This is a genomic window from Bifidobacterium bombi DSM 19703 (assembly GCF_000737845.1).
Taxonomy (GTDB): domain Bacteria; phylum Actinomycetota; class Actinomycetes; order Actinomycetales; family Bifidobacteriaceae; genus Bifidobacterium; species Bifidobacterium bombi.
Genome location: NZ_ATLK01000001.1, coordinates 401,242 through 426,807 on the forward strand (window position 1 = coordinate 401,242; position 25,566 = coordinate 426,807).

The following is a 25,566-nucleotide window of genomic DNA, read 5'->3' on the forward strand; positions in this document are numbered from 1 at the left end:
CCCATTCCCTCATGTAATTGTAATAAGGGTATGCAGGAGGCGATTCTGTGATGGATGACAAGTGGTGTGCGAAACGCATCACCGTGGGTGTGCTGGCCCATGTGGATGCCGGCAAGACCACGCTGTGCGAGGCCATGTTGTACCGTAGCGGCGAAATCCGCCGGCTTGGGCGGGTGGATGACGGCGACGCTTTTCTTGACACCGATGCGATGGAACGCAACCGCGGAATCACCATTTTCTCCAAGAATGCCGTGGTCCATTACGGTGGGATGGAGATGACCCTGCTCGACACCCCGGGGCATGTGGACTTCGCCGCCGAAACCGAGCGCACGCTTGCCGTGTTGGATTACGCGATTGTCGTCGTCAGCGCCGCCGACGGCGTGCAGGGCCACACCCGTACGCTGTGGAATCTGTTGGAACGTCATCACATCCCGGTGTTCGTTTTCGTCAACAAAATGGATGCCGCCGGAGCCGACCGGAGGTATGTGATGCGCGAATTGGGGAGCCAGCTCTCCGCCGCGTGCGTGGATTTCAGCGATCCCTGCGCGCCACAGCCGGCCGAGCGCGAGGATGTGGCATTGCTGGATGGAGACGACGGCATTTCGGCGGTGGACGAATTCCTGGAATGTGGCAGACTCTCGAACGCCACATTGCGCTCGATGGTGGCCGGTCGCAAGGTGTTCCCGTGCTACTTCGGATCGGCGCTCAGGCTTCGGGGAGTGGATGAGTTCCTCGACGGGATAGCCGCCTATATGTGTCCGCCCTCCTATGGTGAAGAGTTTGGAGCCCGGGTGTTCAAGGTCTCCCATGATCGCGACGGTTCCAGGCTCACCTGGGTCAAAATCACGGGTGGGTCGCTGCCGGTGAAATCCGTGCTCGACTTGCATGCACCGCAGCAGGCCGTGTCGTCGGACTTGGTTTCGTCGTCCTCCATGGCCGGGCGTGGGAGCTATCGGGAGAAGATCGATCAGATTCGACTGTATGACGGAGTGAAGTTCGAACTTGCCCCTGAGGCACCGTCGGGCACCATATGCGCCCTGACAGGACTTGAACATACCTACCCTGGCCAAGGGATGGGATTTGAGCGTGACGGTGCGGCGAGCGAACTGAGACCGGTGTTGACGTACCGGGTCGTGACGCAGCCGGGCCAGGACCTACATAAGGTCATCGCGGCGCTGCACGAGTTGGAGGACGAGGACCCGTCGTTGCGGGTACGGTGGGTCGCCCGTCTCAACGAGATTCAGGTGCAGCTCATGGGGCCGGTGCAGATCGATGTGCTCTGTGAAACGCTCAGAGAGCGATACGGCATCGAGGTGACGTTCAACAAGGGTGGGGTTCTGTATCTTGAGACCGTCACCGCGTGCGGCGAAGGAATCGGCCATTTCGAACCCCTGCGTCATTATGCCGAGGTGCACCTCGAATTGAGACCCGGGCAGCGGGGGAGCGGACTCGTGTTCGATTCCCAATGCGGTTCGGACGCACTCGCGGGCAACTGGCAGCATCTGGTGCTCACTCACCTGCGTGAGAAGGAGCATGCCGGCGTGCTCATCGGGGCTCCGATAACGGACATGCGCATCTCGTTGATCGCCGGTCGGGGCCACGAGAAACACACCGAGGGAGGCGATTTCCGTGAAGCCACTTACCGGGCGGTGCGCCAGGGCTTGATGCAGCTTCGCAGCCGTGGCAAGTGCATGTTGCTCGAGCCGTGGTACAGGTTTTCCCTGCGCGTCGGGCAGACTCACCTAGGACGGGCCATGTCGGACGTGGAACGCATGGGCGGCCGGTACGAGGCGCCCGAGGCCGACGGTGACGAAGCGATACTGGAAGGGTACGCCCCCGTTGAGTCGATGAGCGATTACGCCATGGAAGTGAACGTCTACACGCACGGGAAAGGCAGCCTCGAATGCGTCTTTTCAGGCTACGAGCCATGCCATAATGCCGATGAGGTCATCGCCTCGGCTGGTTACGACCCTGAGCAGGATATGGACAACATACCTGATTCCGTGTTCTGCGCCCATGGCTCAGGGTACGCCGTGAAATGGAATCGCGTACCGGATTTCGCCCATGTGGACGCCTTAGGGGGAGCGGACTCGGAGCGTACCTGATGTGCCCGGCATGCCCACGCTCACGTTCTGGGGCTTTGGTTGATTGGCCCTACCCGCAGGTGTATAACTGAGTGAAGGCTTTTCAGCGTGGTCATGCCGCAAGGTCGGCGTATACGGCAATGCGGCTCGAGGAGTCTGGGTCTGGGTGGCCGGTAAAAGGTGTCGAGCCGTTTCGCCCAGCTTCATCAAGGCGAACAGGGCAGGTGGGGACGTTCCGGTGCAAGCACCGGAACGTCCTGCAAAAGTGAGGGCGTTATGCTTCGGGTTGAGAACATCAGCAAACAGTACAAAACAGGCGACTTCGTGCAGAAGGCTCTCGACTCGGTGAGTCTGAACCTGCGCGACAGCGAGTTCGTCGCAATCCTGGGTCCCAGCGGATCGGGCAAGACCACGCTGCTCAACATCATCGGAGGCCTCGACCGCTATGACGGCGGCGATCTCGTGATCAACGGCACCTCTACGAGACGCTACACCGATAGGGACTGGGATTCCTACCGCAACCACACCGTCGGGTTTGTCTTCCAAAGCTACAACCTCATCGGACATCAGACGATTCTGTCGAACGTCGAATTGGCGCTCACCATTTCCGGCGTGGGCCGCAAGGAACGCAGGGAACGCGCGCGCCGTGCTCTGCAGGAGGTGGGTCTGGGCGAGCACGTCGACAAACTGCCGAATCAGCTCTCGGGCGGTCAGATGCAACGTGTGGCCATAGCCCGCGCCTTGGTCAACAATCCGGACATCGTTCTGGCGGACGAACCTACTGGCGCCTTGGACTCTGAAACAAGCGTCCAGATCATGGAGCTGCTCAAGAACGTGGCGAAGGACCGTCTAGTGGTCATGGTCACCCATAATCCTGAACTCGCACAGGAATATGCCACCCGCATTGTGAGGTTGCAGGACGGCGTCATACGCGGCGACTCCGATCCGTTCGAACTTGACGAAGCTCAGGCCCAGGCGCCGGTGCGGCATCGCAACTTGGGACGCGCCTCGATGTCGTTGGCCACCTCGATTGCACTGAGTTTCAATAACCTGAAAACCAAGAAGGGACGCACGTTTTTGACGTCGTTCGCAGGTTCCATCGGCATCATCGGCATCGCGTTGATTCTTTCGGTTTCAACTGGAGTGAACCGTTACATTGAAAATATACAGCGTGACACCATGACCTCGTATCCCCTGTCCATCCAGGCGAAATCGTTCGATGTAGGTGACCTCATGGCGACGAACGCCGATGCTGCGGACGAGTCCACATCCAAGGAACCCTCGAAACATAACGACGGTGTCTACGCGGACGATTCAGCCATCAAAAAAACCTCGAACCTTACGAGCAGCATCACCGAAAACAACCTGAGCGCGTTCAAGAAATATCTTGACGACCCCAAGAACGACATACACCGTTACGTGGGTTCGAACGGTATCCAGTACTCGTATGATGCCAAGTTCTCCGTGTATAGCAAGGATCCGAAAGGTGTGCTGGTCAGCGCGGACGGGGTCGATATCGGTGCCGACCACGATCAGGCGGCCACTTCGAAGCTGACCAATCTTTCCACCGGTCAGAGCCTGGAGTCCTTGCAATCCACACAGATGTCGATGCTGACGGGCAAGAGCTCGAACCAGAACGAAAAACCGAATTCATTCAATGAGATCATGCCCAGTGCCAAGGATGAGACGCGAATCAGCTCGGTGGTACACGACAATTACAAGGTGCTTTCCGGTTCGTGGCCCAAGTCGAAAGATCAGGTGGTGCTGGTGCTCGACCACAACAACCAGGTCCCTATAGCCACGCTGTATGGTCTTGGGCTGTTGCCCGAAAGCGATTACAACTCCATGATGGGTGAGCTCAACAGCGGCCGTAAGGTCGATCCTAAGATCGGCAAGATCGATTTCAAGACAGTTATGGATCATGAGCTTTCCTTGGTGCCCGCCTACGACTTGTATCAGAAAGGGGCGGACGGAAACTACGATTTCGTAGGCGACGACGGCAGCCAGGTTTCACATTTGGCAGATGCCGCCATGAAATTGAAGGTCGTCGGTATCGTCAAACCCGTGGATTCAGCCAAGACGTTACCGCTGCCCGCCGGCGTGGGCTACACCCGCATGCTCACGGACAGCCTCATCGAAGGTGCCAGCAAAAGCCCTGTCGTCACCGGTCAGGAAGCCGATCCCTCGCACAACGTCCTGAACGGTTTGAGTTTCAAACCCGCCGATGCGGCGGCCAAGGCGGAAGACGCCAGAAAATTCGTGGCCGGCCAGGATGTCAGCGGTAAGGTGAAGATGGCGCGGTCCTTGGTGCTCAGCAAAGCACAGTCAGATCAGGGGCAAGGTGCCCAGGGCCAGCCTGCACCGGAAGCAGGGGCCGGGGTTCAGGGTACGACGCCTGGAGCGGTTTCAGGTTTTGGCGCTTCGCCCGCAGTTGGTGCAGGAGGTATGACGGAGCAGCAGATATCCGATCAGTTCGATGCATACATCGCCCACGCCTCGCAGGACGATCTGGTCACCATCTATGACAAATTCATCTCCGCTGGGACATACAAAGACAATCTTTCGGCCTTTGGCGTGGTAGGGCATGACGCGCCGAGCGGAATCAAGATCTACGTCGACAGCTTCGAGGCGAAGAACTCCGTGGTAAGCTCCATCGACCATTACAACAAAACCGTCAAACATAAGGCCGACAAGATCGTGTATACGGACTATGTGGGCCTGATGATGAACTCCGTGACCACCATCATCAATGTGATCACCTATGTACTCATTGCTTTCGTCGGTATCTCCCTTGTGGTCTCGTCGATCATGATCGGCATCATCACGTACATATCCGTGCTTGAACGTACCAAGGAGATAGGTATTCTGCGAGCGATGGGCGCTTCCAAACACAATGTCTCCCAGGTCTTCGATGCGGAGACGGGAATCATCGGCCTTTGTTCGGGTCTGCTGGGCATTCTGGTCACGTTGCTGCTGCTGGTTCCAGGCAATTCGATCCTGCACCATTTCATGGGCACTACGCAGGTATCGGCCTCACTGCCGGTGGGAGGCGCGGTGGCGTTGATCCTGCTGTCAATGGTCCTGACTTTGATCGGGGGAATCATACCTTCGCATAAGGCCGCCAAGCAGGATCCAGCGACGGCGTTGCGTACCGAATGATCAGTGCGCCCAGCCGTGGTCTTCAGAAGGACCGGTTCGAGAGCCGTTCCGATCTCGGCGGGGCTAGGATCGTTTTTTTGAGTAGCGTTGTTGCTTTGGTTGTCTCACGTCACTGAAACAGCGTTGGAACGGGCCACCTTCGCGCGTAAGTTGGTGTTTGACACGATCGGAAAATCTGGGTGCGTGAGCAAACTCTGATTCTGATTCTTCTGGTTGCTCACGGATATGAAGTCCGGCTCCGTCGAAACCGGTTTCGACGGAGCCGGAAGAAAGGTTATGTTACTTTCCCTGAGTCAGGGCCTTCGAAGCGACTTCGGAGATAAAGTTGATCGGTTTGCTGAAATTGGGCTGGTAAAACTGGTCGAGGCCCGCAAGCTGGCGGACCGTGAAATTCGCTTGGATGGCCGCGGATATGAGATCAGCAGCCATGGAGATATCGTGTTTGGCGGCGAATTGGGCGCCTAATATTTGTTTCACCCCGGATTTTCTCCAGATCAACGTTGCTGTCACCGGGGTGTTCGCTGGCATAAAGGAGGATCGGTAGTCCGTTGTTATAGTCGTCGATGCTGCGTTGATGTGCCGACGTTTCGCGCGTTCCAGCGTTAGTCCACTCGATGCTAAGCACATGTCGTACAGCTTGACCGCTGTCGTGCCTTGTGTACCCATGTATGCCTCGACGGGGCCGGCGATGTTCTTTCCGGCGAGAATGCCTTGGCGCAAGGCACTAGAGACAAGTGGGCGGTATTCGTCACTATCTGTAGGGTTGAAATGTACTGTCGCGCAGTCACCCGCAGCGAATACATTGGTCAGGATTTCGCCGTTTACGTTGGACGCGCGCATAAAGTCATCTACAATAATCGCTCCGTATCCAAGGGTGTGCAGTTGTGACGAAATGAAGCTTGTGTTGGGAATGAGCCCCACTCCCATGATCACCAGATCGGCGTTGTAGGATCCCAATTCCGTCACGGCCGTGATCTGACTTTCATCAACGCCGTTTCTTCCTGTATTTTGGTGGAAAGCAACCACCTTTTGGTTGAGCGCCAATGTCACCCCGTGCGATTTAAACTCGTCTTCAGCCTTACTGATGACATCCGCATCATATTCGTTTCCTAAGATGTGGGGCAGGGCATCGATGAGCGTTGTCTGGACGCCTTTACTGCTGAACTGTTCCGCGAGTTCGGATCCTATGTATCCAGCTCCCACGACGATGACGGATTTGATGTTCTCCGCCTTCTGGACTATAAGTTCCGCGTCATGGTAGTTCTTGCACGTCAGAATCTTGCCGTTTTTCCTTCCCGCATCGATTCCTTGGATGGCCGGGATGGCTGGCTTTGACCCGCTTGCAACCACGAGTTTGTCGAAATTATAGCGCGTTGTTTTACCGGTGCGCATGTCTTTGGCTGTCAGACTGCTTTCATTGATGTTGACATCCACCACTTCAGTGAGCATGTGCATGCGGGCACCAAGTTTTTTCAGCTGTTCAGGACTGAAACAAAACATTTCCGTGGTGTCGCTCACCTCGCCGCCGACCCATGGTGCTATGGCAGCTGAAATGAATGATATCGTATCATTACGCTCGAATACATCCACACTCCAATCCGGATGATCGCGAAGCATGGAGACCGTCGCCTGAGTTCCTGCATGCGTGCATCCGATTACTGCAACTTTTACCATAAATCCCCTCGTGCGTCAAAAGAGAAGACTTCGCAGAAGTCTGGTGGCATCAACGAAATCGACTCCTGAACGTGATAAATCTTTATCGCTATTATAACTCGTAATATAGAAATACTTTCGGCAAAAATAAATAGTGCGATAGATGAAAGAAATAAAAAATGAATAGTGTTTACAGCTGTACATAATAATGACCTAAGACTTATTCACAACTATATATGCATATAAAACAAATATGTGAGATCGTCGTTATATAGGAACAGATTGGTAACTATTGTGAAGTCCGGTGTGCTTAAATCGAGATGTTTTCAGAACACTTTGCTATCATGAAAGGGTATACGGTTTATGTCCCCGAAGCTTGATGTGGCATACAGTCGATATTTATTGTGGTAGATGTTCTTTTCAACGAAATGAACGTATAACAAGGAGATGATTATGGATTCAGGCGCGTTTGCGGTATTTCTTCCGGTTGTCTTGGCGGTGGTCGTCATCGTTGTGCTCATGTCGGCTGTATTCGTGGTACCCCAACAACAGGCGTACATCATCGAACGTTTCGGGCGGTTCCAAAGCGTTCAGTTTGCGGGCATTCATGTCAAGGTGCCGTTAGTTGATCGCATCGCGACGCGGACGAATCTGCGTGTTAACCAACTCAATGTGAAGCTGGAGACTAAGACTCTCGACAACGTGTTCGTCACGGTCGTTGCTTCTGTGCAATTCCGTGTTGATCCGCGCAATGTATCAACTGCCTATTACGAGCTTGGAGATCCGGCTGGGCAGCTGCGCAGCTACGTTGAGGATGCGTTGCGCAGTGCGATACCCATGCTTTCGCTGGATGATGCCTTCGCTCGTAAGGACGATGTCGCCGCAGATGTGCAGAAGACAGTCGGTGGTGAAATGGTTCGTTTCGGCTTCACTGTCATCAAGACGCTGATTACTGCCATTGACCCCAGCCCTGCGGTCAAGACCGCTATGGATTCCATCAATGCAGCACAACGGGAGAAAGAGGCAACTCGCCAGCGTGCCGACGCCCAACGCATCCAAATCGAGACCCAAGCCACGGCTGATGCAGAGAAGACACGCTTGCAGGGTGAGGGACAAGCCAACTACCGACGTGAGATCGCCAACGGCATCGTCGATCAGATCAAAAGTTTGCAGGCCGTTGGCATGGACATTGATTCCGTCAACAACGTCGTACTGTTCAATCAGTACCTTGACGTGATGCGTTCATTGAGTGAATCTCCGAACGCCAAAACTGTCGTACTGCCTTCGGCTACGCCCGGGGGCTACAACGAATTGTTCGATCAGATGACGCAGGCCACGCTTTCGACGGATGCGGCACGGTGACCTTCGAGCAATGACACGGTCTGCTCGCGGCATCTCCCGGTCTGCCCATGCGCAGTCCTGTCATTCGTCGAGGAATGACAGGACTGCCTTGGCATCCTCATACCCCTCTTGGTACATTTTCTTCAACCCGTCCAAGTTTCGTGAAAGCGTGTTGAGACCATACAGATTATCGGGTGCCAAGATGAGCACTTTGCCTTCCGTCTCGTATTTCTTCGCCAAGGCTACTTCGTCGTTGTAGGTTTTGTAGCGCATCAGGAGCCTGTGCGCCGCGGCGGGGTAGGAGTGGCTGAGCAGGGCGGCGGGAATTGCGTCCTTCTTAGCTTGCCTGATGAAGTCGTATTCGTGGGTGAGGACCAGGATGATGCGGTCGGCACCGTCGTCGAAGGCCTTGCTTACCGGCACCGGATCGGCCAAGCCGCCGTCGAAATAAGGAATGCCGTTAATCACATAGGGTTCTCCGGCTATGGGTAGCGCCGAGGATGCCTTCATAACGTCGTAGTTGTCTCGGCTGATGCTTTCTCTGCCGAAGTAGATGGCGCTGCCGGTGTTTCCATTGCATGCCACTACCGTGAAATCGGTCGGGTTGGCCTCATAGGCGTCATAGTCGCAAGGATACTCGCCGTCATGGTTCGATAGCGTGCCGTATACGTAGTCCAGATCCACAAAGTTGCGTGTCTTGACATAGTTCGACGCGCTCGCATACTCCTTACGGAAGGCATAATCGGTATAGAACTTGTAGGTGCGCCCTCGCTGGTTGCACAGGAAGGAGAACAGGTCGGCGCTGCCGGCCGAGACACCGTAGGCATGATCGACGCTGATACCTTCGTCCAACATCAGATCGGTCACTCCGGCACCGTAAATTCCCCGGAATCCGCCTCCGACGTCTATGATTGCGGTCTTTTTCGTCATGTCGTTCCTTTCTTTCCCCGAGTCCTTTATGGCATGAATGAGAACCATCCATGTTTCAGCCTACGCGAGGCATCGAACTATCGTTCTGCGCTTAAATGTGGGGTTCGTCAGCGATCAAGCATCCGTTGTGAAAGCTCTCTCATACGTTCGCTGGAATCGGAATTGCGGAGGATCACGCTTCCTTTCGTTTCGGACGGAGCGAGTTCATTCCTCGTGCCCAGCAAATTTCTTAGATGTCGTGCTGTGCCCTCGTTTCCGTCGATGATGGCCGTTCGTTGTGGCAACAGTTCTTTGAAATAATCACGGTAAAACACGAAATGCGTGCATCCTAGAACAACGGAGTCCACACTAGCCAGATCATACCGGTCGAAATATTCGTGCAGGGTGGCCATGACCAGATCGTAATCATCGATGAGACCACGTTCTACGACTTCCACGAGTTTGGGGCAGGGCTGTCGATAAATGGTATTGTCATCTTCAAATCGTCGCATAAGGTCGGAGAATTTACGTTCTCGGAGGGTCAGCTCGGTCGCGGCTACGATGATGCGCTGCCCCTTGCCGTTTCCCCGATCGCAGGCGGGTTTCAGTGCAGGCTCCATGCTTACGATCGGAAAGTCATACATTTTCCGAAGGTCGTTGACAGCGGCAGAGGTGGCTGTGTTGCAGGCGATCACAATTGCCTTGACCTGTTCCTGCGCAAAGCGCTTGACGATTCGGAAGGAAAGCTCTCTGACCTGCTGCGGCGTTTTCGTGCCATATGGCGCGTTTGCGGAATCCCCGAAATATATGATCCGCTCGCTCGGCATGAGAAGTCTCATCTCTCGTACCACCGATATGCCGCCTAAGCCTGAATCAAACACGCCGATGGGAGCGACTGAAACCATGCCCTATGCCTCCTGGAACGATGCGGACTACCATTTTCGGCACTATCAGTCTACACATATGGCGCAATATCGTCGAGGGCAAAGTTTCCGCACTGACCATTGGCACACCGTGGATCAGAGTGAAGTTTTGGCCGGCCGGTAAACTGGACGAATGACTCTTCCGAAGTTCGTATGCAAGGCGCAGGCAACGGGGAATGATTTCCTCCTTTATATCGATTCCCAAGGCGTATATGAGCCTACATGCGATGAGGTGCGCAGGTTGTGCGACCGGCATTTCGGTATCGGTGCCGATGGACTAATCCGTGTGGCTCATCCAGAAGCCGTTTCCGACATCGACGCCGGAATGCTTCACGCTTGCCATCATGTAGGGGCTTTGTGGTTCATGGATTACCGCAATGCGGACGGTTCTCTTGCGGAGATGTGCGGCAACGGAACCAGGGCTGTGGCTTTGTTCGCACAACATGAAGGCCTGGCCGATCAGCCCGGGGGTGAACCGTTTGTGCTGGGAACTCGTGCCGGGGTCAGGACCTTGCGTTCCTTAGGATCTATGTATCCTTACGGCGACGCCGTCTTCGAGGTTTCGCTTGGCGGATCCCGTGCTGTGCATCAGGATGCGTATAGGGTGTCGTTGCCTGGTGTTGCTGGTTCATGGTCCGGCACGTTCGTTGATATGGGCAATCCTCACGTGGTTGTGGTGGAAGCTGGTCGTGGCGGGAACAGTCGAGACCGGAACGGTTGGGTCGAGGACCGACGAGAAGGGGATGGCGGTGCATTGGGACGTCTTGACTCATCCCTACGCGCAGGTGAAGGGATGAGTGTGCTGCCTGACGTGGATGCTCTGGATTTGTCCTGGCCTCCCTCTGTCGAACCGTGCATTGCAACGGGGCAAAACGTGGAGTTCGTGCGGATCGACGGAATCGAAGATTCACAAGGTTGTGGCGCGGCGACCATGAGAGTATTCGAACGTGGATGCGGCGAGACGCTGTCGTGCGGCACCGGGTTGGGGGCCACAGCAGTGACCTTGTCGAAGAAGACCGGCATCGATGAATGGGACATCCGGGTTCGTGGCGGGGTGCTTCACGTCTCAGTGAGTGACGAAGACGTGAAACTCACAGGAAACGCCGCGTTGGTCGGGTGCGTCGAATTATGGTGAATGCTTGGCGTACGACCAGTCGCTTATAAGGCCTCTCAGTGGCCGGTTGGGATGATCCCGCTACACATCGGCACATGACGTATCGATATGGAGCGGTGGCGGAATAATCCGAACCGGATGTTCAGACGGCGAACAGCGCAGGGCCTTCCTTGAAGATGATCAGCGCGATGATGGCGAGGAGCCAGACCACGTCAAGCATTAGATCGTAGTGCAGACGATAATAGTTGCGCAGATGACGATTGTTGCGGGGTATGTTCTGAACCGTGACCGTCGCATGGCTGAGGGCCATGAAAAGGATGGTTGTGGAGAACATCATGAACAGGCACCAAGGGCACAACGCCCTGATAACGAACACCGATTGATATGAAAGCCAGTAAGCGTAGCACAGTGCGGCCAATCCACCCAACCAAGTGCATGTGGCAAGCCAGCGCGGCACCGGAGAGTTGCACAACCCAATGACCGCGAGGGTGATGAAGACGCTGAACGCAGCAATGCCGAAGAAGGCGTTCGGGAAGCTTAGACCTAGAAACTTCACTATCTCGGCCTGCGGCGATTCCGCCACTGTGGAGCACGAAAGCACCGTATTGACATCGCAGCCCAGCCTGCTGTTTGGATGGCGTGCGAGTTGGAGCGTTTCAGCGGCAAGGATGAGGGATGCGAACAGACCGCAAACCGATGCAATCAGGACAATGAGATAGGTCCAGACGTGGCCGTGTATGAAGCCCGGCAGATATCCGTCCGTCCTTGCAGGCCTCTTGCCGTGGTAATGGCTGTAATTGATGGCCCTATTCGGCTCAACGACGGATTGTTTGCCGTTCGTGTCGTAGCTTCCGAGCTCATCGATTTCGACGTCGTCGAAATCTTGGGTGCCCGATCTATTCTCTACTCCGAGAATCGATTCCGTCTCCTCCTCCCGCATGTTGTTGACCTTGTGCCTAGCGTCGTGTCTTTCCGACATGTCTACCGTCTTTCCTTATGACGACCTATTCGTAAGCCGATTGGAAGGGATGGGCCTACGATGGTAGTATGACTGATGCTACGGATACCGTATTCAACCCGATCACCGGATGGGATCTTCATTGTCATACCATCTGTTCCGATGGTACCAAAACCCCTACCGAACTGGTCCGTGAGGCATCACAGTCTGGGCTTCATGGAGCGGCGATAACCGACCATGATACTTCCGAGGGATGGGATGAGGCTCGCGCAGCATCGCTTCACTACCATGTCCCACTGCTGTTCGGTACCGAAGTCACCGCCCAATTCGGTAAAGTGTCGGTTCATGTTCTTGCGTATCAATACAACCGCGCGGATGAACGCGTATCAGAGTTGTTTGAGCGCACGAGGAACGCCCGAATCGATCGTGCGAAGGCCATGGTGGCTTCACTTTCCAAGGATTTTCCCATCACATGGGATGCCGTGATGGAACAGGCCAAACGGGGGGAGAGGACCACGGTGGGACGGCCGCACATTGCGGACGCGCTGGTCGCGGCCGGAGTCTACCGCAATCGTTCGGAAGCATTCGCCGGAGTAGTGTCGTCCTCAAGTCCTTATTACATTCCCACGGCGTCACCTGACGCAGGGGATGTGGTGCAGGTCATCGCCGCTGCGGGAGGCGTGAGCGTCATCGCTCACCCCGGCGATCGTTCACGCAATTGTGTGCTGCTTTCCGATTCGCAGATCAGGACGCTTGCGCATATGGGTCTTGGTGGGCTCGAAGTAAGGCATCGCGGCAATGATGAAACGCAACGTCGAAGGTTGCTTGAGCTTGCCCATCGCTACGGTTTGCTGGTCACGGGCGGTTCTGACTGGCACGGCGACGGCAAGCCCAATCTCTTGGGAGAGAACCTTACTGACGACCGCGTCGTTGAGATGATACTGGAGAAGTCAGCGAAGGCGCGTTGAATACAGACCTGCGCCCTCGCCTTACGTTTTTATACGGTTGCATGTACGAATCAGCCAAGAATGGCGACGGAAGCGGCTTTGAACCGACGAATCGGCATCAATGTCCGAAGCCCACGGCGTGCTTGGTTTCGGAACCGACTATCGCATAGCCCAGGGCTTTCGCAGGCACGATGATACGACGGCCCTTGTCATCCGTGATCTCGATCTGGGTCCCCGCTTTGAGCGCTCCGTCGATGACCGTTGCCATTTCGTCAGCGCTTTGCGAGGTGCTGAAGTTGATTGGTCGAGCCACGTTTTGAATGCCAAATTCGACGTCCATGAATAATCCTCTTTCCTTTTCGGCGAAGCAGCGCTTTCGCCCGGTATGACCGACCCGGTGGTCGGACGTTTGTTCCCATTGTCCCTCAAGTCACTCGGCTGCGCAGCGGGGTGTTCGCTTTCAGCTTCTCCCGGGCATGACGAGAAATGATGGATAATGAGGTTTACTTGTCGTTCGTGCGTTGGTCGCCGCCTGCGCGTTCCTCGTACTCGTCCAAGCCGTCCTGAGCGTCGTGGATGGCCAGTTTCTCCTGCTCGAACTTCGGTATGAGCTGGGTCTCCACGTCTGCGCCTCGTCCTTGTACGTTTGACTGTTCGTCGTCTGACGGGTGCCGCGGTTTTTCAAGCGTGATGGTCGTGGACGAAGAGATATCGGACTTCTTATCGGTCCGTGAATCCTGTGCCGCTGCGCTAACTCTCGTGTTATCCGGATTCTGGTCTTTGTTGATGCCCCCTGGGGCAGCAGATGCCGATAGGGAAGGTTCATCCTGGCTTGTCCGAGACTTCCCCTGAAGCCTAGCACGTTGCGCGGTGTCATCACCGTCGTATTCACCGGGTTTATTCGATGCGTACCCGTCAAAAGGTTCGCCGTCCCTCGCCAGTACCGAGCGGATGTCTTGTGTTCCGAATACTTCTGTGTTCGTCCCACTCAGAGAATTGCGTATTTCGGTGGAACTTGTCTTATCGTAGGCATCGTTCATTTCCTCGACATTGTGTGAATCAACGTCATAGCGTCCGGGTACCGTATCTTGTGTCTGAACGCCGTGCTTCGGACTGTCGGGCGAAAGTAATCCGACCCGCGCATGGAGCGCCTCGGCGGTTTTGGCGTTCTTCCGGTTGGTGATGACCGTCAGTTCGTGGGCCAATCGTTCCACCTGCGCCTTGAAACGAACAATCTGCGCATTGTCCCCGCGTTTCATGGCCGCGATGAACTCACCGACCTGTTCCATCTGCAGCCACAGGTTGGCTCGAATCATGATCAGATCATCCAGTCTGGAGCCCATCATGCTTCCGTAGGCGCTCAGCACCTGGTTGCGATGCTCGGTATCTAGTTTGGCGAATGTCCAGGCCAGGTCTCGCGCGGGATCGTTGACCTGCATGCGCTGCCAGTTGGTTATGGCGTTGATGGTCGAATCGGAGAAAACGAAGTCGCCGTCCTGGAAGCCTCCATGCGTGAAGCAGGTGGAGAACTCCCAAATCCCATCGGTATCGATGACCTTCGACCAGTTCGTGGTGATTGCCCCTGGTACATGCCCGGCCCGTTGCAGACGTTTGATCCATTGTGCGAGTTGATTGCGGATCTCACCGTTGTTGAATGACGGATACTGAGTTTTTTTCAGGAAGTCGGCGTTAAGACGATGAATTGTGCCAATGGCGGTTCCGACGCTTGCGCAGTCCTCCAAAGTAAGCAGGTCCAGTGAACGGCATTCACCGTTGATGTGCGGCGTGACCAGTACCGCCTCCTGGATGCCCGACCCTTGCGACGATGCTGGTTTGAACGTGCAATAAGCGTCCATCAAAAAGCCGAGCCCATTCAGGCCTTCGGTATGGGACAGCAACTTTGCCGCCTTCGCCCTCTGCGCCAGTCGGGTGTCGCCCTCGTGCTCATGTGAGGCGTATATGTCATACAGTCGTCCGGAGGTGTCCTGCACGACTGCATAAGCTATTGCAGCATCGTTGTCCGTTTCGTTGGTCTGCTTCGCGTCTCGTACACCGGCGACGGTGATCGAAGGCATCGCATCGGAGGCGAGTGCGGCCAAAGTTAGCTTGCTATGTAGAGTCACACCTCTACTTTACTGCATCGCATGGCCTTGTGGTTTAGTCGGCGGCCGGCGCTGTGACCCCTTGACCAACTGCACTGGTTACTGCGACAATGGAGACATGGAAGACTTGTCGAACACGATTCTAGAAGGCTTGGATGAGTCCCAACGCCTCGCAGCCACGACGCTGCATGGACCAGTGCGTATCATCGCCGGTGCGGGCGCCGGGAAGACTCGCACGGTGACGCGCCGCATCGCTTACGGCTGCGCCACAGGCCAGTTCGATCCGGTACGTGTGCTCGCCGTGACTTTCTCCGTCAAGGCCGCAGCACAGATGCGTTCGCGATTGGATGCGCTCGGTGTGGCGCACGGCGTGCGGGCGGCGACGTTTCATTCCGAGGCACTGCGGCAGTTGCGCGCTTCATGGGGGATCATCAGCGATTCGCCGTTTCCTCATGTGGTTTCCGATGTAGGTGCGATCATGCAGCAGGTGGTCAATCGGTTCGACGATCACGATCGTTTTGGTGACGGCGATATCCGTGACATCGTAGCGGAGATTAACTGGGCGAAGGTCTCACTCGTGACACCCGAGGATTATCAGCGTGTATGCTCCGCATATCACCGAGTGCCGCCGGCAGGACTCTCTCCGGGGCGATTCGCTGACATATACGTCGCATACGAACAGGAAAAAAGCGCCAGAGGCGAGATGGATTTCAACGACATCCTGCTCATGGACTGCCATGTGCTCACCGATTTTCCGGAGGCCGCCGGTCCGATACGGTCCGCAGTCGGTCACCTCACGGTCGATGAGTACCAGGACGTGTCGGCGTTGCAGCATCTGCTGATGACACTATGGCTTGACGGCAACCGAGACATCTGTGTCGTAGGCGATCCCGCTCAGACGATTTATTCTTTCGCAGGTGCCAACAGCTACTATCTTCTGCGATTCGACGAGGAGTTCGCCCCGCTGTGTGCGAACGTCGAACTCGGACGTGACTACCGGTCCACGCCGCAGGTCGTGGCAATAGCCAACACCGTGCTTTCCCATTCCCCGATGCGTGCCGACTACCTCAGGCTTTCCGCGGTAAGAGATGACGGGGTGCGCGTGGAGCGTAGGGTTTATGATAACGATGACGAAGAGGCTCGCGCCGTGGCCAGCCGCATTGTGAAGCTGATCAGGCAGGGAGCGGATATCTCGGATTGTGCTGTGCTTACCCGGGTGAATTCCCAACATGCCAAAGTCTGCCGTGCCCTGCGCGCCGAGGGGTTGCGTTACCGGTTAAGGCGTGATGCCGGCCTGGGGGCTGTCGGTGGGGTGCTTGAGGATACGAACGAATCAAGGCGCGAAGCACTGGAGGCGCTGGGTCTGCGGGCCGCAGGCGCGGTAAGCGTTTCCACCATCCATGCCTCGAAAGGCTTGGAGTTCAAGCATGTGTTTCTCATAGGATGCTCGGAGGGGCTCATTCCATTCGGTTCGCCGGGTCCGGGCAATGTCCTCGAAGAAGAACGCAGACTCCTGTATGTGGGCGTCACCCGCGCCGAGGACACGTTGCATATCTCATACGCCCGTGCTCAGGACGAGACAAGATCGTTCCGACGTTCGCCCAGCAGGTTTTTGTAAAGGCCGCGCGGACGGTTGGCCTGTTCAAAGCGCCCGTTCTTGGTTTCGTCCGCATGCCTCGGATGGTCGTTGCATCTCAGGCTTTTCGCAGCTGATCCGGATGTACCGATGCGTGCAGGTGCCGCAGAGATCACCGACCGGTATCGTCGTTTGTCTCTTCGGGTGATCCGTCATCATGGCCCTGCTCTTCCTCCAGTAGTCTGTCGAGTTCGGCATCCCAATCTATGGCTGAGGGGTCATGATGCGCCGTTTCGTCGTTCCCGCTGGTGGGATTCTTCGCATCTGACTGTGAATCCGAAGCGTCGGCATCCGTTTCATCGTGCCCTGTCATATCGGACCTTGCAGCAGCGGCCTCGTCCTGTGGAACTTCTGGCTGCTCGAATTGCCCTGATGCGGGGCTCGGGCTCTTCACTTCAGGGCCATCTGCGAGACTTGGCAACAGATCGGGATGTCCCCATTTCTCATCCCGGGCCTGAATGCCATCGAGGGAGCCTATCCGCTCCCAAAGAGCCGCCGCTTCACGCATCCTCTTGGGTCTAAGTTCCAGGCCGATGAGGGATTTGAACGTCTGTTCCGCCGGGCCTCCGGTGGCCCATTGGCGTCGTGTCATCTCACGCAATTGTTCGATATGGGGAACGTGCGCCATGCCGGCCTTCCACGTCACCGCGTCGACCCACCCTTCAACCAGGGCCATCAACGTTTCCAGCGCGTGCAGCGCCTCGGTCTGTTCCGGTGTGTCGGGAATGGCGACTTTCGTGATATCGACGGCACCGGAGATGGACTCGGGGTCCATGGTGGCGGCATCGCGCAACTGTTCCTCGACGGCGTCAAGATCGATGTTGACGCCTCTGGCGTATTTGCCTATGAGTGCCTCGAACCTAGGCATCAGCCACGGCACGTTTGCGAACAGTCTGGCGTGTGCAACCTCCTGCAAAGCGAGATACGAAAGAACCTCGCTGGTTTCCAAGTTCAACGATTTAGCATATTCGATTGCGTTTTGTGCGATCAGACCTCCGGCGGGGTTCTTGCCGAAGGCGATGCCTTGGTCAAAACTTCCCCTGACCTCATGTGAAAGCACGCCGGCCGCATGCCCAAGCTGCATGGAGAATGCCGTAGTGCCGAGTAGTTTGATGATGCTGGAGGGACTCTTCATACCGTCAGGAAGTGAGATGGGTATCGGACCGGCGAATATGCCTGATATTTCCGTGTCTCCGAAGCGTTCGGAAAGGACGGCCGCCAAAGCCTCGTTCGTGGACCTCGCTACGGGAAGGGCGAATTTCGCCCATGAGTCGAGCGTGTCATTGACCCAGTCGGCACGCGTGAACACCTTACCTTCGCCTGGAGCAGGGTTGATGCCGCATGCAGAATCGAGCCAAAGATTGGCTTCGGTCATTGCCTGGCGGACGGCTGCGCCAGTCGTGGCGTTCACGGATTTCTCGCTGGTTTCGTCGTTGGCCTGTGAAAGCGCAATCGACGAAGCAATATCCAGATTGACCGCTTCGTTTTGGCCGCCATCCCCATTGCCTTGTGTCTGGTTCATCGCATTAGCGGTGAATGCTTTCATTATGGCCTGTACTTCGCTGGGTTTGGGGAGTTGCGAGACATCCGAACCAAACAACTGATCCTTGATCATATCGGGCATGGCCTGAATCTGGTTCCACGCCATCTCACCCTGTATTTGGCCGAAGCAGTCAATCAGCCATTGGTGTATCGCGTTTTCGTCCATCATTCCAGCCTTCCAGTAGTGCCATTTTCTCGCGTTGTGCGTGCAACAGGGCATCAAATCGGTATGCAACCTATGCTCTAAGAACCATGATATTTGTTTCCATGGTCTTCCGCCATGCTTTCGCACCAGGCGCATAGTATAGTGTTCCGTGATGAAAGAAGCGAAAAAATCGCGCGTTGACGGCGGCCGATCAGGAGCTGCGCCGTATCTCGGTCGATGCGGTCTCGCGAACAAGGAGAGGTTCGACTCGAGGTGGTTCCTGGCATGTCACTTCACCGGTATTGTATGTGTCTTGTTATGCCTCTTGTCACTTGTGCTTCCTAGCCCGTATGTTATCGAGACGGCTGGTCCCACCCAAGACGTTCTCGGAACGGTCGATGGCAAACCTGTCATCAGAATACGAGGTGTCAGGCACTACGATCATGGTCATGGGCGCCTTCTGCTTCTTACCGTCAGTGCACGAGGCGTTCCGGGTTATGAAGCCTCGCTTGCGGACACCGTTCCTGCGGTCCTAGACCCGGAGCAAGAGGTATTGCCCAGCGAGGCCGTGTTCACTCCTGGACAGAGCGCCGATGAATACTCGAAGAAATCATCCAACCAGATGAAGCAATCCCAGGATTCCTCCGTGGCTGCCGCACTCGCGTTCTCGAAAAAGCACGGCACCGATGTCTCCGACGCTGAAATCAGCGTCCACATGGACGGTGTCGGAGGCCCGTCGGCCGGTATGATGTACTCCTTGGGAATCATCGACAAACTCACCGCGATCGATGAGACCGGCGGAAATGTCATAGCCGGCACCGGCACAATGAGTGCTTCTGGTAAAGTCGGAGCCATTGGCGGCATCCGGTTGAAAATGATTGGTGCCAGACGTGATGGCGCCACCTGGTTCCTGGCACCACGTTCGAATTGCGGTGAGGTGGTCGGTCATGTTCCTTCTGGATTGCGGGATGTGGCGGTTGACGACCTTGATGGAGCCTATGCTGCGTTGAAGGCGATCGGTGAAGGGAAGGGCGGCTCGTTGCCCCATTGCCGGGTAGCAGATAATAGGTCTTAGGGGCGCTTTGCTCTGTTCGCCGGCTTTGTTATAGTGTACTTGTGAATGAAACGGCATCTCAAAACGCTGAAGAATTCGGTTTTCGCTCAGGCGACGTCGTCCAGGAATGGCTGTGGGACGATGATGTGGACGATTCCGTCCGCCAGAAAATCGAAGGTTTGACCGGCCAGGACCTGGTCGACGAGGATTACGGATCGGCTGTTGACGGGGTCATCATCTGGTGGCGCGATGGAGACGACGAAGACGCTTTGGCGGACACTATCATGGATGCCTCTGCCATCCTCGAAAAGGGTGCACCGATTTGGGTCATCACTCCGAAGCCGCGTCGTTCAGGCGCTGCAAGCCCCAACGTCATACCTTCCGCCGCCAAGACGGCGGGTATGAATGCTGCCACGCCGTTGACAGTGGCAGATGACTGGAACGGCGTTAGGTTGCGACCGTTCGGTTCAGGACGCTGAAGTCGGTTCGCTCTCTGAGCTTGGGCGGGTCTGTTTCGCATCTTCACCGAAGGATTCCGCGTAGGCATGATTCTAAGCCGGAATGCGTATACCGCTTGTTCGATGGATGAAGCATTGGCTCCGTCTTGTGCGGTTCTGCGGGCTCGACGTCGGTTCGATGCGTTGACGGGTAGTGTATGGATATAGCGTCGGAATGCCTGGTTCAAAGAGACTGAATGAAGTGGGCGATGAGGGACTCGAACCCCCGACATCCACCGTGTAAAGGTGGCGCTCTAACCAGCTGAGCTAATCGCCCGTCGAAGAACAATCACATACTGTAGCGCATCGTGCGGCCAAGGCGGGTCATGTGGTGTCGCGGGCAGCGCGATTCATGTGTCTCTCAGAGTCGTAACGCTCGCGTAGGCTGGTTGGCATAACAGGAAATCATAAGGAGCAGGGACATGACCCAAACGAAAAAGGAAAGTCAGAAGCTGCCAAGATTTGAGCGTGTGGGTAAGCATAGGCGTGGGTACGCCACCGATCAGGTGGATGCCTTTCTTGAGAACGCACACGCCAAATACGACGCCCAGGATATGTCACTGAAACTTGAAGACATCCAGAACGCCGCCTTTCGTTTGGTGAAAGATGGCTACATGATAGGCCAGGTCGATGCCGCTTTGGATCGATTGGCTCAAGCGGTGTCCGACCGTCAGACGGTGTATGAACTTAGCGCAAATGGGAGCGAGGCTTGGAGGGCGCGCACCGATTCGCTGTATCATGGGTTGGCTGAACACACCCAACGGGCCGCGAAGCAGCGTTTCGCGCGTGGAAAGAACAGGAAGCCATCCTATTGCATCAAACAGGTGGATCAACTTGTTGACATGATCATGGACAAGGCACGCATGGAACTGGGCATTACTCCTTGGAACGAAAAGGAGGCCAAGAAGCTTGCCGATGTCAATGCGGTAAGGGTGTCCAATTCGATTTTCACCCAGAAGAAGGGCGCGCGTGGTTATGACGAGCGTCAGGTCGATTATTATCTTGCGTGTTGTTCTGACCTGCTCAATCGTATGGAGTCGTACGAGCGTCTTCAAGACAGCGTTCCGCAGGAGGACGATTCCGCCTCCACGCAACTGTCCGTGCAGGGCGATGCCCAAGGAACCCGCACCGGTGTCCGCAGTGAGCAGCCGATCGTCGGGCTCAATTCCGGCTCCTCGGTTCCGGTGCCGCCGTTGTTCCCCGGCAACATTACGGTTCCGTATGCCAAAAGCTCCGTTTCCGGCGATGACGAACCTATTTCCTTTGCTCCCGAGCGTGATGACGCGGATGCGAACGCACATGACGAAGCCTCTTCCGACGGAGACATCTCGTTTTCGGATGTGCATGAGGAAGAACGGGCGGTGTTCAATTCCGCAGGAAACGAGGACAACCCCGTCAAACCGGTAGCTTCGGTCAAAACAGCAGACCATGCCCATCGGATGAACTCGTCGGCGCCAGTAGATCGGACGACTTTCACTGATTCCACTAAGTCGGTCAGTACGGTCACTCCACCGTCAGCTCCAACCGGTTCCGCCCGGCCGATGAATCCTTTGTCTCCGCTCGAGACGGATTTGAACCGCTCTGCGGATGCGGTCGAGCAGGGGACGGCTCAGGCTGCGCAGTCCGATGAACATGGTCAACGGGATTTCAGTGCCGAAGAGTCGTCCGAGGGGAACTCCTCATTAGCCGCCTTGGCGCAGACAACCGAAGAAAAAGCCGAACCGTCCGCACATACTGATGTTTCGCACATCTTCGATGCGGGTAAGACCTCGGCTGATGCTGGTTCTCATTCGGCCAGCGAGAAAAGCAAGGATGAGGATTCTACGGACACAGAGGTATTCAAGCCCGCGTTGCCGCAACTGGAAGTTCCGGAGCAGGCAGGCGGTTTCGGACCTTCATCAGGACATACCGAAGAAGTGCCGTCTTTCGTCGATGTGGATGACTGGTTGTTTGTGCCGCATGACGATGAGTTGGGGATACCGAATCTGAGCTTCCCTGATCTTGATGACGATGACGACCAGCATAAGGAATAAAAAAGCAGGGTCTCCTCGGTGACTTAGTCACGTCGTCGGTGACAGAAGCGGGGAGGCCGGCGGATGCTTCTGTGCGGATGCGTCTTGCCGGATGACGCAAACAGGTTTTCGAATGGATACAAGGCAACAGGAAAGCAATACGAACGGGAAGGCGGATCAGCGTGTTTCGCAGTCGGCGTGGTTTGGCCGACGGATCGTTTCGACGCTACCCGTGTTCGTGATACTTCTTGGACTGTTGGTTTCTATATCCGGTCTGACGCTGGTGCCATGGAAGACGGATCCCACGAATCAGAGAATCGAGACACTTTCGCGCAACACCGACGTCACTTTCGACAACCCGCGAGGCGTCCGACTTGCCAGACTGGGTGACGACACGGTCCGAAGCAGGCATATTACCGTCGATGCCAGGCGCCCATCCACGGGCGAGGTCCAGCATATACGGGTCAACATTCGTGAGCCACAGGTTGCGCAGTCATCGAACGTGTCGGCTTCACCGAAGCTGCCGGCAGTGGTGTTCATGCATGGAGCGGGTTACGGGACCTGTGATGATTCGTTCGGTGACGTCGCAGAGGATTTCTCATCCGCCGGGTTCGTGACGGCGGTCCTTGATAAGCCTGTGTGGTCGACAAACGACCTGACACGCGATTATCCGGCTTCAGCGAAAGCATATGGACAGGTCGTCGATTATCTACGTTCCCTACCTGAAGTCGACCCGGGGAATGTGGGTCTATACGCCACGTCGGAGAGTACATGGATATCACCGTATGTGATCAGGAACGACAAGCGGATCGCCTTCCAGATCCTGTTGAGCCCGATGGTCTATAAGCCCCGGCACTCCCTAGGCTTCTTTATAGCTCAGGACTTTTCGCTTGTGGGAGCGAACCAAGGATATCAATCAATAGTCAGAAGACTGTTCCACATCGACAGCGACATGTTCGGGCTGTACAATCTCGATGTTCCGGTGGACCTTCCCGAAGCCTATGCCGTGCCGACCTTGGTCGCCTATGGCTCCAAAGACGTCATGACCGCCCAGGTCGATGATGTGCGTCACATCTATCGCTCCGCCCGTCAAGCAGGTAACACGAATGTGACCGTCCGAAGCTATCCTGTTGCCAATCATGTGCTTCGTTTGGGAGATGAAGCCGAGCTTGGCACCCCGCTCGCGGATCAATACGAGAAGGATGCGACGGATTGGGCTGTAGGCACCGTGGCGGGGCTGACACAAAGCAGCGAATCGGTAGCCGGCAAGACGCTGGAGCAGAGCATTGCTGTGCCTAAGGAACTTGAGCCTAATCGTGCGTTGACGATTTACGGCGTGGCGCTGCATGGGTGCATGCTAGCGACGCTGTTGGTGGCGATTCTCATGTGCGTCGCAGCACTTGTCATGAAAGTGTTGCGTCTGCTTCATTCAGACAAACGACCGGTATTCGGTTTGCTCAATGGTTTCGCCGGCGCGTTGCTGGCGATCTCCATCACCACGATTTGCACTTTGGCACTGTTCGTCGCCGGCCTCGGACAGGTTATTCTGGCGGTCGTCAGGCTCGTCTGGGGTGGGGCGCCGACTGAGAATCCGGGTGTGATGAATTGGAGCTGGCCCGTCATACAGGTGGCCGGAACGGCGATCGTTTGGGCATGGGCCGATGTCGTGGTGCGTCTTGTGGAGTTGGCCCGGTCCAGGCGCATCCGTCTTCCGCATTTGCCTACGGGCGCGAGCTGGGGAGATGACGGGTCGGTTCCTCGGTGGAAGGAAGACGGACGAGGCCCGGTGCTTGCCACCACCATGTTTGGGCGTGTTGTTTTTTGGTTCGTAGCCGCGGCTATGTTCCAAGTTTTGCTCTTCTTTGCATTCTGGGGCATTTTCGTATACTGATGACTACTGCTTTTTGGCGGGTTTGGGTAAGGAGGTGTGCATATGGCTTTGTTCCGTGATGAGGGTATCGTCCTGCGTACCGTCAAGCTGGGGGAAGCTGATCGCATCGTGACACTACTCACCCGAGGGCATGGCAAGGTAAGGGCAGTGGCCAAAGGTGTGCGAAGGGTCAAATCTCGGTTCGGCAGCCGAGTGGAACCTTTTATGCGCTGCAACATGCTCATTGCCGGCGGCCGATCGCTTGATGTCATTTCACAAGCGGCGCTCATCGCACCGTATGGTGGACCAATCTGCGCGGATTATGCGGCTTATGAGGCGGCCAGCATGATGGTGGAGACCATCGACAAACTGGTCTCCACTGAACATGAGCCGGTCGGCGCCCAGTATATGCTGCTGGTTTCGGCTTTGCACTCGTTGGCTTCACACAAGCACGGCGCACAGGTCATTGGAAATTCATACGTTATGAGGTCCTTGGCTCTTGCCGGATGGAAGCCGCGTACGGATTCCTGCGTGGTCTGCATGCGTCGCGATGGGCTGGATTATTTTTCCGTCGCTGCCGGCGGCGTGATGTGTGTTGACGATCATACGCCTGACTCCCGGTACATTACGCTGGATGAGCGTGAACGGTTGCAAGCCCTGATAGATGGTGACTGGAAGGTACTCGATGGTGCGGCGTTACCTGTGGGAACACGTCATCTTGTGGAGGAATGGTGCGAGTATTATCTGGAACGCCCGATTCGTTCCATGAAGCTGCAGGAGTCATAGTACAGTATGAATATGGCTTTTGAACAAGTTGATTACACTTCCTTGAATATTCCCGCGGCCCCCTTTTCGGATCCTGCTATCATTCCCGCGTTTCCCAAGGGCAAGGTGCCCAGGCATGTCGGCATCATTATGGACGGTAATGGGCGTTGGGCGCAGAATCGCGCAATGGTCCGGACCAAAGGCCATCAAGCCGCTGAACCGGTGGTGTTTGACGTCATTGCCGGAGCCATCGAGGCCGGGGTGCGCTATCTGAGCCTATACACTTTCTCAACCGAGAACTGGAAGCGCAGTCCTCAGGAAGTGCGATTTCTCATGGGGTTTTCGCGCGAAATCATCCATCGCCGCGTGGCGCAGATGGATGAGTGGGGTGTCAGGGTGCGCTGGGCCGGTCGGCGCCCACGTTTGTGGAAGTCGGTCATCGACGAGCTGGAAGTCGCCATGGAGCGCACGAAGCACAACTCCACCATCGATGTGGTGTTCTGCATTAATTACGGCGGCAGGGCGGAGATTGCGGACGCTTGCGCGGATATAGCCAGAGAAGTCAAGGACGGTGCGATCAGCGGGGAACGGGTCACCGAAAAAATGATTGCGGAGCACTTATACAACCCTGACATTCCTGATTGCGATTTGGTGATACGCACGTCGGGAGAGCAGAGGACGTCCAATTTCCTTCCCTGGGAGGCTACGTACGCGGAACTTGACTTCGCGCCGGAGCTGTTCCCCGATTACGGTCGTGTTCCGTTCTGGCGTTCCATCTCGCATTACACCCGACAAGAGCGCAGGTTCGGCGGCGTCATCAAGTAAGCCACGACCTCTACGCCGGTTTTTGGGCGG

Annotated in this window: 19 protein-coding genes and 1 tRNA gene; 12 read left to right on the forward strand and 8 right to left on the reverse strand. The window is 56.0% G+C overall.

The features are described from left to right. Nucleotides 1-50 precede the first annotated feature (50 nt). Both BBOMB_RS01510 and BBOMB_RS01515 read left to right on the forward strand, forming a co-directional pair. Nucleotides 51-2,105, forward strand: coding sequence for an elongation factor G (locus tag BBOMB_RS01510; RefSeq protein ID WP_044086510.1), 2,055 nt, complete (start codon nucleotides 51-53; stop codon nucleotides 2,103-2,105). Nucleotides 2,106-2,360: 255 nt separating this feature from the next. Then, a complete protein-coding gene (locus BBOMB_RS01515; protein WP_044086865.1) occupies nucleotides 2,361-5,243 on the forward strand; it encodes an ABC transporter ATP-binding protein/permease in 2,883 nt (960 codons plus the stop codon). Between the two features lie 279 nt (nucleotides 5,244-5,522). Here BBOMB_RS01515 and BBOMB_RS01520 read toward each other — a convergent pair whose 3' ends face one another. Further along, entirely contained in the window at nucleotides 5,523-6,917 is a 1,395-nt protein-coding gene (locus tag BBOMB_RS01520) for an FAD-dependent oxidoreductase (protein ID WP_044086511.1), read from the reverse strand. 498 nt (nucleotides 6,918-7,415) lie between these two features. Between BBOMB_RS01520 and BBOMB_RS01525 the strand changes: the two genes are divergently transcribed. Further along, the gene (locus BBOMB_RS01525; RefSeq protein ID WP_414133062.1) at nucleotides 7,416-8,258 is read left to right on the forward strand and encodes an SPFH domain-containing protein; all 843 of its coding nucleotides are present in this window, start codon (nucleotides 7,416-7,418) and stop codon (nucleotides 8,256-8,258) included. Between the two features lie 60 nt (nucleotides 8,259-8,318). Here the strand turns inward: BBOMB_RS01525 and BBOMB_RS01530 are convergent, their stop codons facing one another. After that, nucleotides 8,319-9,167: a patatin-like phospholipase family protein gene (locus BBOMB_RS01530; RefSeq protein WP_044086514.1), complete on the reverse strand. Its 849-nt coding sequence runs from the start codon at nucleotides 9,165-9,167 to the stop codon at nucleotides 8,319-8,321. Between the two features lie 107 nt (nucleotides 9,168-9,274). Next, complete coding sequence (gene murI, locus BBOMB_RS01535; protein WP_044086516.1) at nucleotides 9,275-10,051, reverse strand: glutamate racemase; 777 nt, start codon at nucleotides 10,049-10,051, stop codon at nucleotides 9,275-9,277. Nucleotides 10,052-10,202: 151 nt separating this feature from the next. On the opposite strand from murI, the gene BBOMB_RS01540 reads away from it, so the two are divergent. After that, nucleotides 10,203-11,204 carry a diaminopimelate epimerase gene (locus BBOMB_RS01540; RefSeq protein ID WP_044086518.1) on the forward strand — a complete coding sequence of 334 codons (1,002 nt, stop codon included), beginning with the start codon at nucleotides 10,203-10,205 and terminating at the stop codon, nucleotides 11,202-11,204. A 121-nt stretch (nucleotides 11,205-11,325) separates the two neighbouring features. On the opposite strand, the gene BBOMB_RS01545 is transcribed toward BBOMB_RS01540, so the two are convergent. After that, nucleotides 11,326-11,934 (reverse strand): vitamin K epoxide reductase family protein, encoded by a 609-nt coding sequence (locus BBOMB_RS01545; protein ID WP_238549910.1) that lies wholly within the window; start codon nucleotides 11,932-11,934, stop codon nucleotides 11,326-11,328. Nucleotides 11,935-12,230: 296 nt separating this feature from the next. Here BBOMB_RS01545 and BBOMB_RS01550 point away from each other — a divergent pair, with 296 nt between their 5' ends. After that, on the forward strand, nucleotides 12,231-13,109 hold the full coding sequence (locus BBOMB_RS01550) for a PHP domain-containing protein (RefSeq protein WP_044086520.1): 879 nt from the start codon (nucleotides 12,231-12,233) through the stop codon (nucleotides 13,107-13,109). A gap of 97 nt (nucleotides 13,110-13,206) precedes the next feature. Here BBOMB_RS01550 and BBOMB_RS01555 read toward each other — a convergent pair whose 3' ends face one another. Together BBOMB_RS01555 and BBOMB_RS01560 are read right to left on the reverse strand one after the other, a co-directional pair. Next, nucleotides 13,207-13,428 (reverse strand): DUF3107 domain-containing protein, encoded by a 222-nt coding sequence (locus tag BBOMB_RS01555; RefSeq protein ID WP_044086522.1) that lies wholly within the window; start codon nucleotides 13,426-13,428, stop codon nucleotides 13,207-13,209. A 163-nt stretch (nucleotides 13,429-13,591) separates the two neighbouring features. Then, nucleotides 13,592-15,211, reverse strand: a complete 1,620-nt coding sequence (locus tag BBOMB_RS01560) for a phosphotransferase (RefSeq protein WP_152570090.1) — start codon at nucleotides 15,209-15,211, stop codon at nucleotides 13,592-13,594. Between the two features lie 97 nt (nucleotides 15,212-15,308). Between BBOMB_RS01560 and BBOMB_RS01565 the strand changes: the two genes are divergently transcribed. Then, the gene (locus BBOMB_RS01565) at nucleotides 15,309-16,808 is read left to right on the forward strand and encodes an ATP-dependent helicase (RefSeq protein WP_044086524.1); all 1,500 of its coding nucleotides are present in this window, start codon (nucleotides 15,309-15,311) and stop codon (nucleotides 16,806-16,808) included. A gap of 130 nt (nucleotides 16,809-16,938) precedes the next feature. Here the strand turns inward: BBOMB_RS01565 and BBOMB_RS01570 are convergent, their stop codons facing one another. Beyond that, nucleotides 16,939-18,534, reverse strand: coding sequence for a zinc-dependent metalloprotease (locus BBOMB_RS01570; protein WP_044086869.1), 1,596 nt, complete (start codon nucleotides 18,532-18,534; stop codon nucleotides 16,939-16,941). A gap of 313 nt (nucleotides 18,535-18,847) precedes the next feature. Between BBOMB_RS01570 and BBOMB_RS01575 the strand changes: the two genes are divergently transcribed. Together BBOMB_RS01575 and BBOMB_RS01580 are read left to right on the forward strand one after the other, a co-directional pair. Further along, nucleotides 18,848-19,588 carry a S16 family serine protease gene (locus tag BBOMB_RS01575; RefSeq protein ID WP_238549911.1) on the forward strand — a complete coding sequence of 247 codons (741 nt, stop codon included), beginning with the start codon at nucleotides 18,848-18,850 and terminating at the stop codon, nucleotides 19,586-19,588. Nucleotides 19,589-19,629: 41 nt separating this feature from the next. Beyond that, nucleotides 19,630-20,046 (forward strand): DUF3052 domain-containing protein, encoded by a 417-nt coding sequence (locus BBOMB_RS01580; protein ID WP_044086526.1) that lies wholly within the window; start codon nucleotides 19,630-19,632, stop codon nucleotides 20,044-20,046. A 221-nt stretch (nucleotides 20,047-20,267) separates the two neighbouring features. On the opposite strand, the gene BBOMB_RS01585 is transcribed toward BBOMB_RS01580, so the two are convergent. Next, nucleotides 20,268-20,341, reverse strand: a tRNA-Val gene (locus BBOMB_RS01585). Between the two features lie 145 nt (nucleotides 20,342-20,486). Here BBOMB_RS01585 and BBOMB_RS07470 point away from each other — a divergent pair. From BBOMB_RS07470 to BBOMB_RS01605, 4 genes are all read left to right on the forward strand, one after another. Then, a complete protein-coding gene (locus tag BBOMB_RS07470) occupies nucleotides 20,487-22,097 on the forward strand; it encodes a DivIVA domain-containing protein (protein ID WP_052377333.1) in 1,611 nt (536 codons plus the stop codon). A gap of 112 nt (nucleotides 22,098-22,209) precedes the next feature. Continuing rightward, nucleotides 22,210-23,967, forward strand: a complete 1,758-nt coding sequence (locus BBOMB_RS01595; RefSeq protein ID WP_238549851.1) for an alpha/beta hydrolase — start codon at nucleotides 22,210-22,212, stop codon at nucleotides 23,965-23,967. A gap of 42 nt (nucleotides 23,968-24,009) precedes the next feature. Beyond that, nucleotides 24,010-24,732 carry a DNA repair protein RecO gene (recO, locus tag BBOMB_RS01600; RefSeq protein WP_044086528.1) on the forward strand — a complete coding sequence of 241 codons (723 nt, stop codon included), beginning with the start codon at nucleotides 24,010-24,012 and terminating at the stop codon, nucleotides 24,730-24,732. Nucleotides 24,733-24,744: 12 nt separating this feature from the next. After that, nucleotides 24,745-25,536: an isoprenyl transferase gene (locus BBOMB_RS01605; RefSeq protein WP_044086874.1), complete on the forward strand. Its 792-nt coding sequence runs from the start codon at nucleotides 24,745-24,747 to the stop codon at nucleotides 25,534-25,536. Nucleotides 25,537-25,566: the final 30 nt, after the last annotated feature.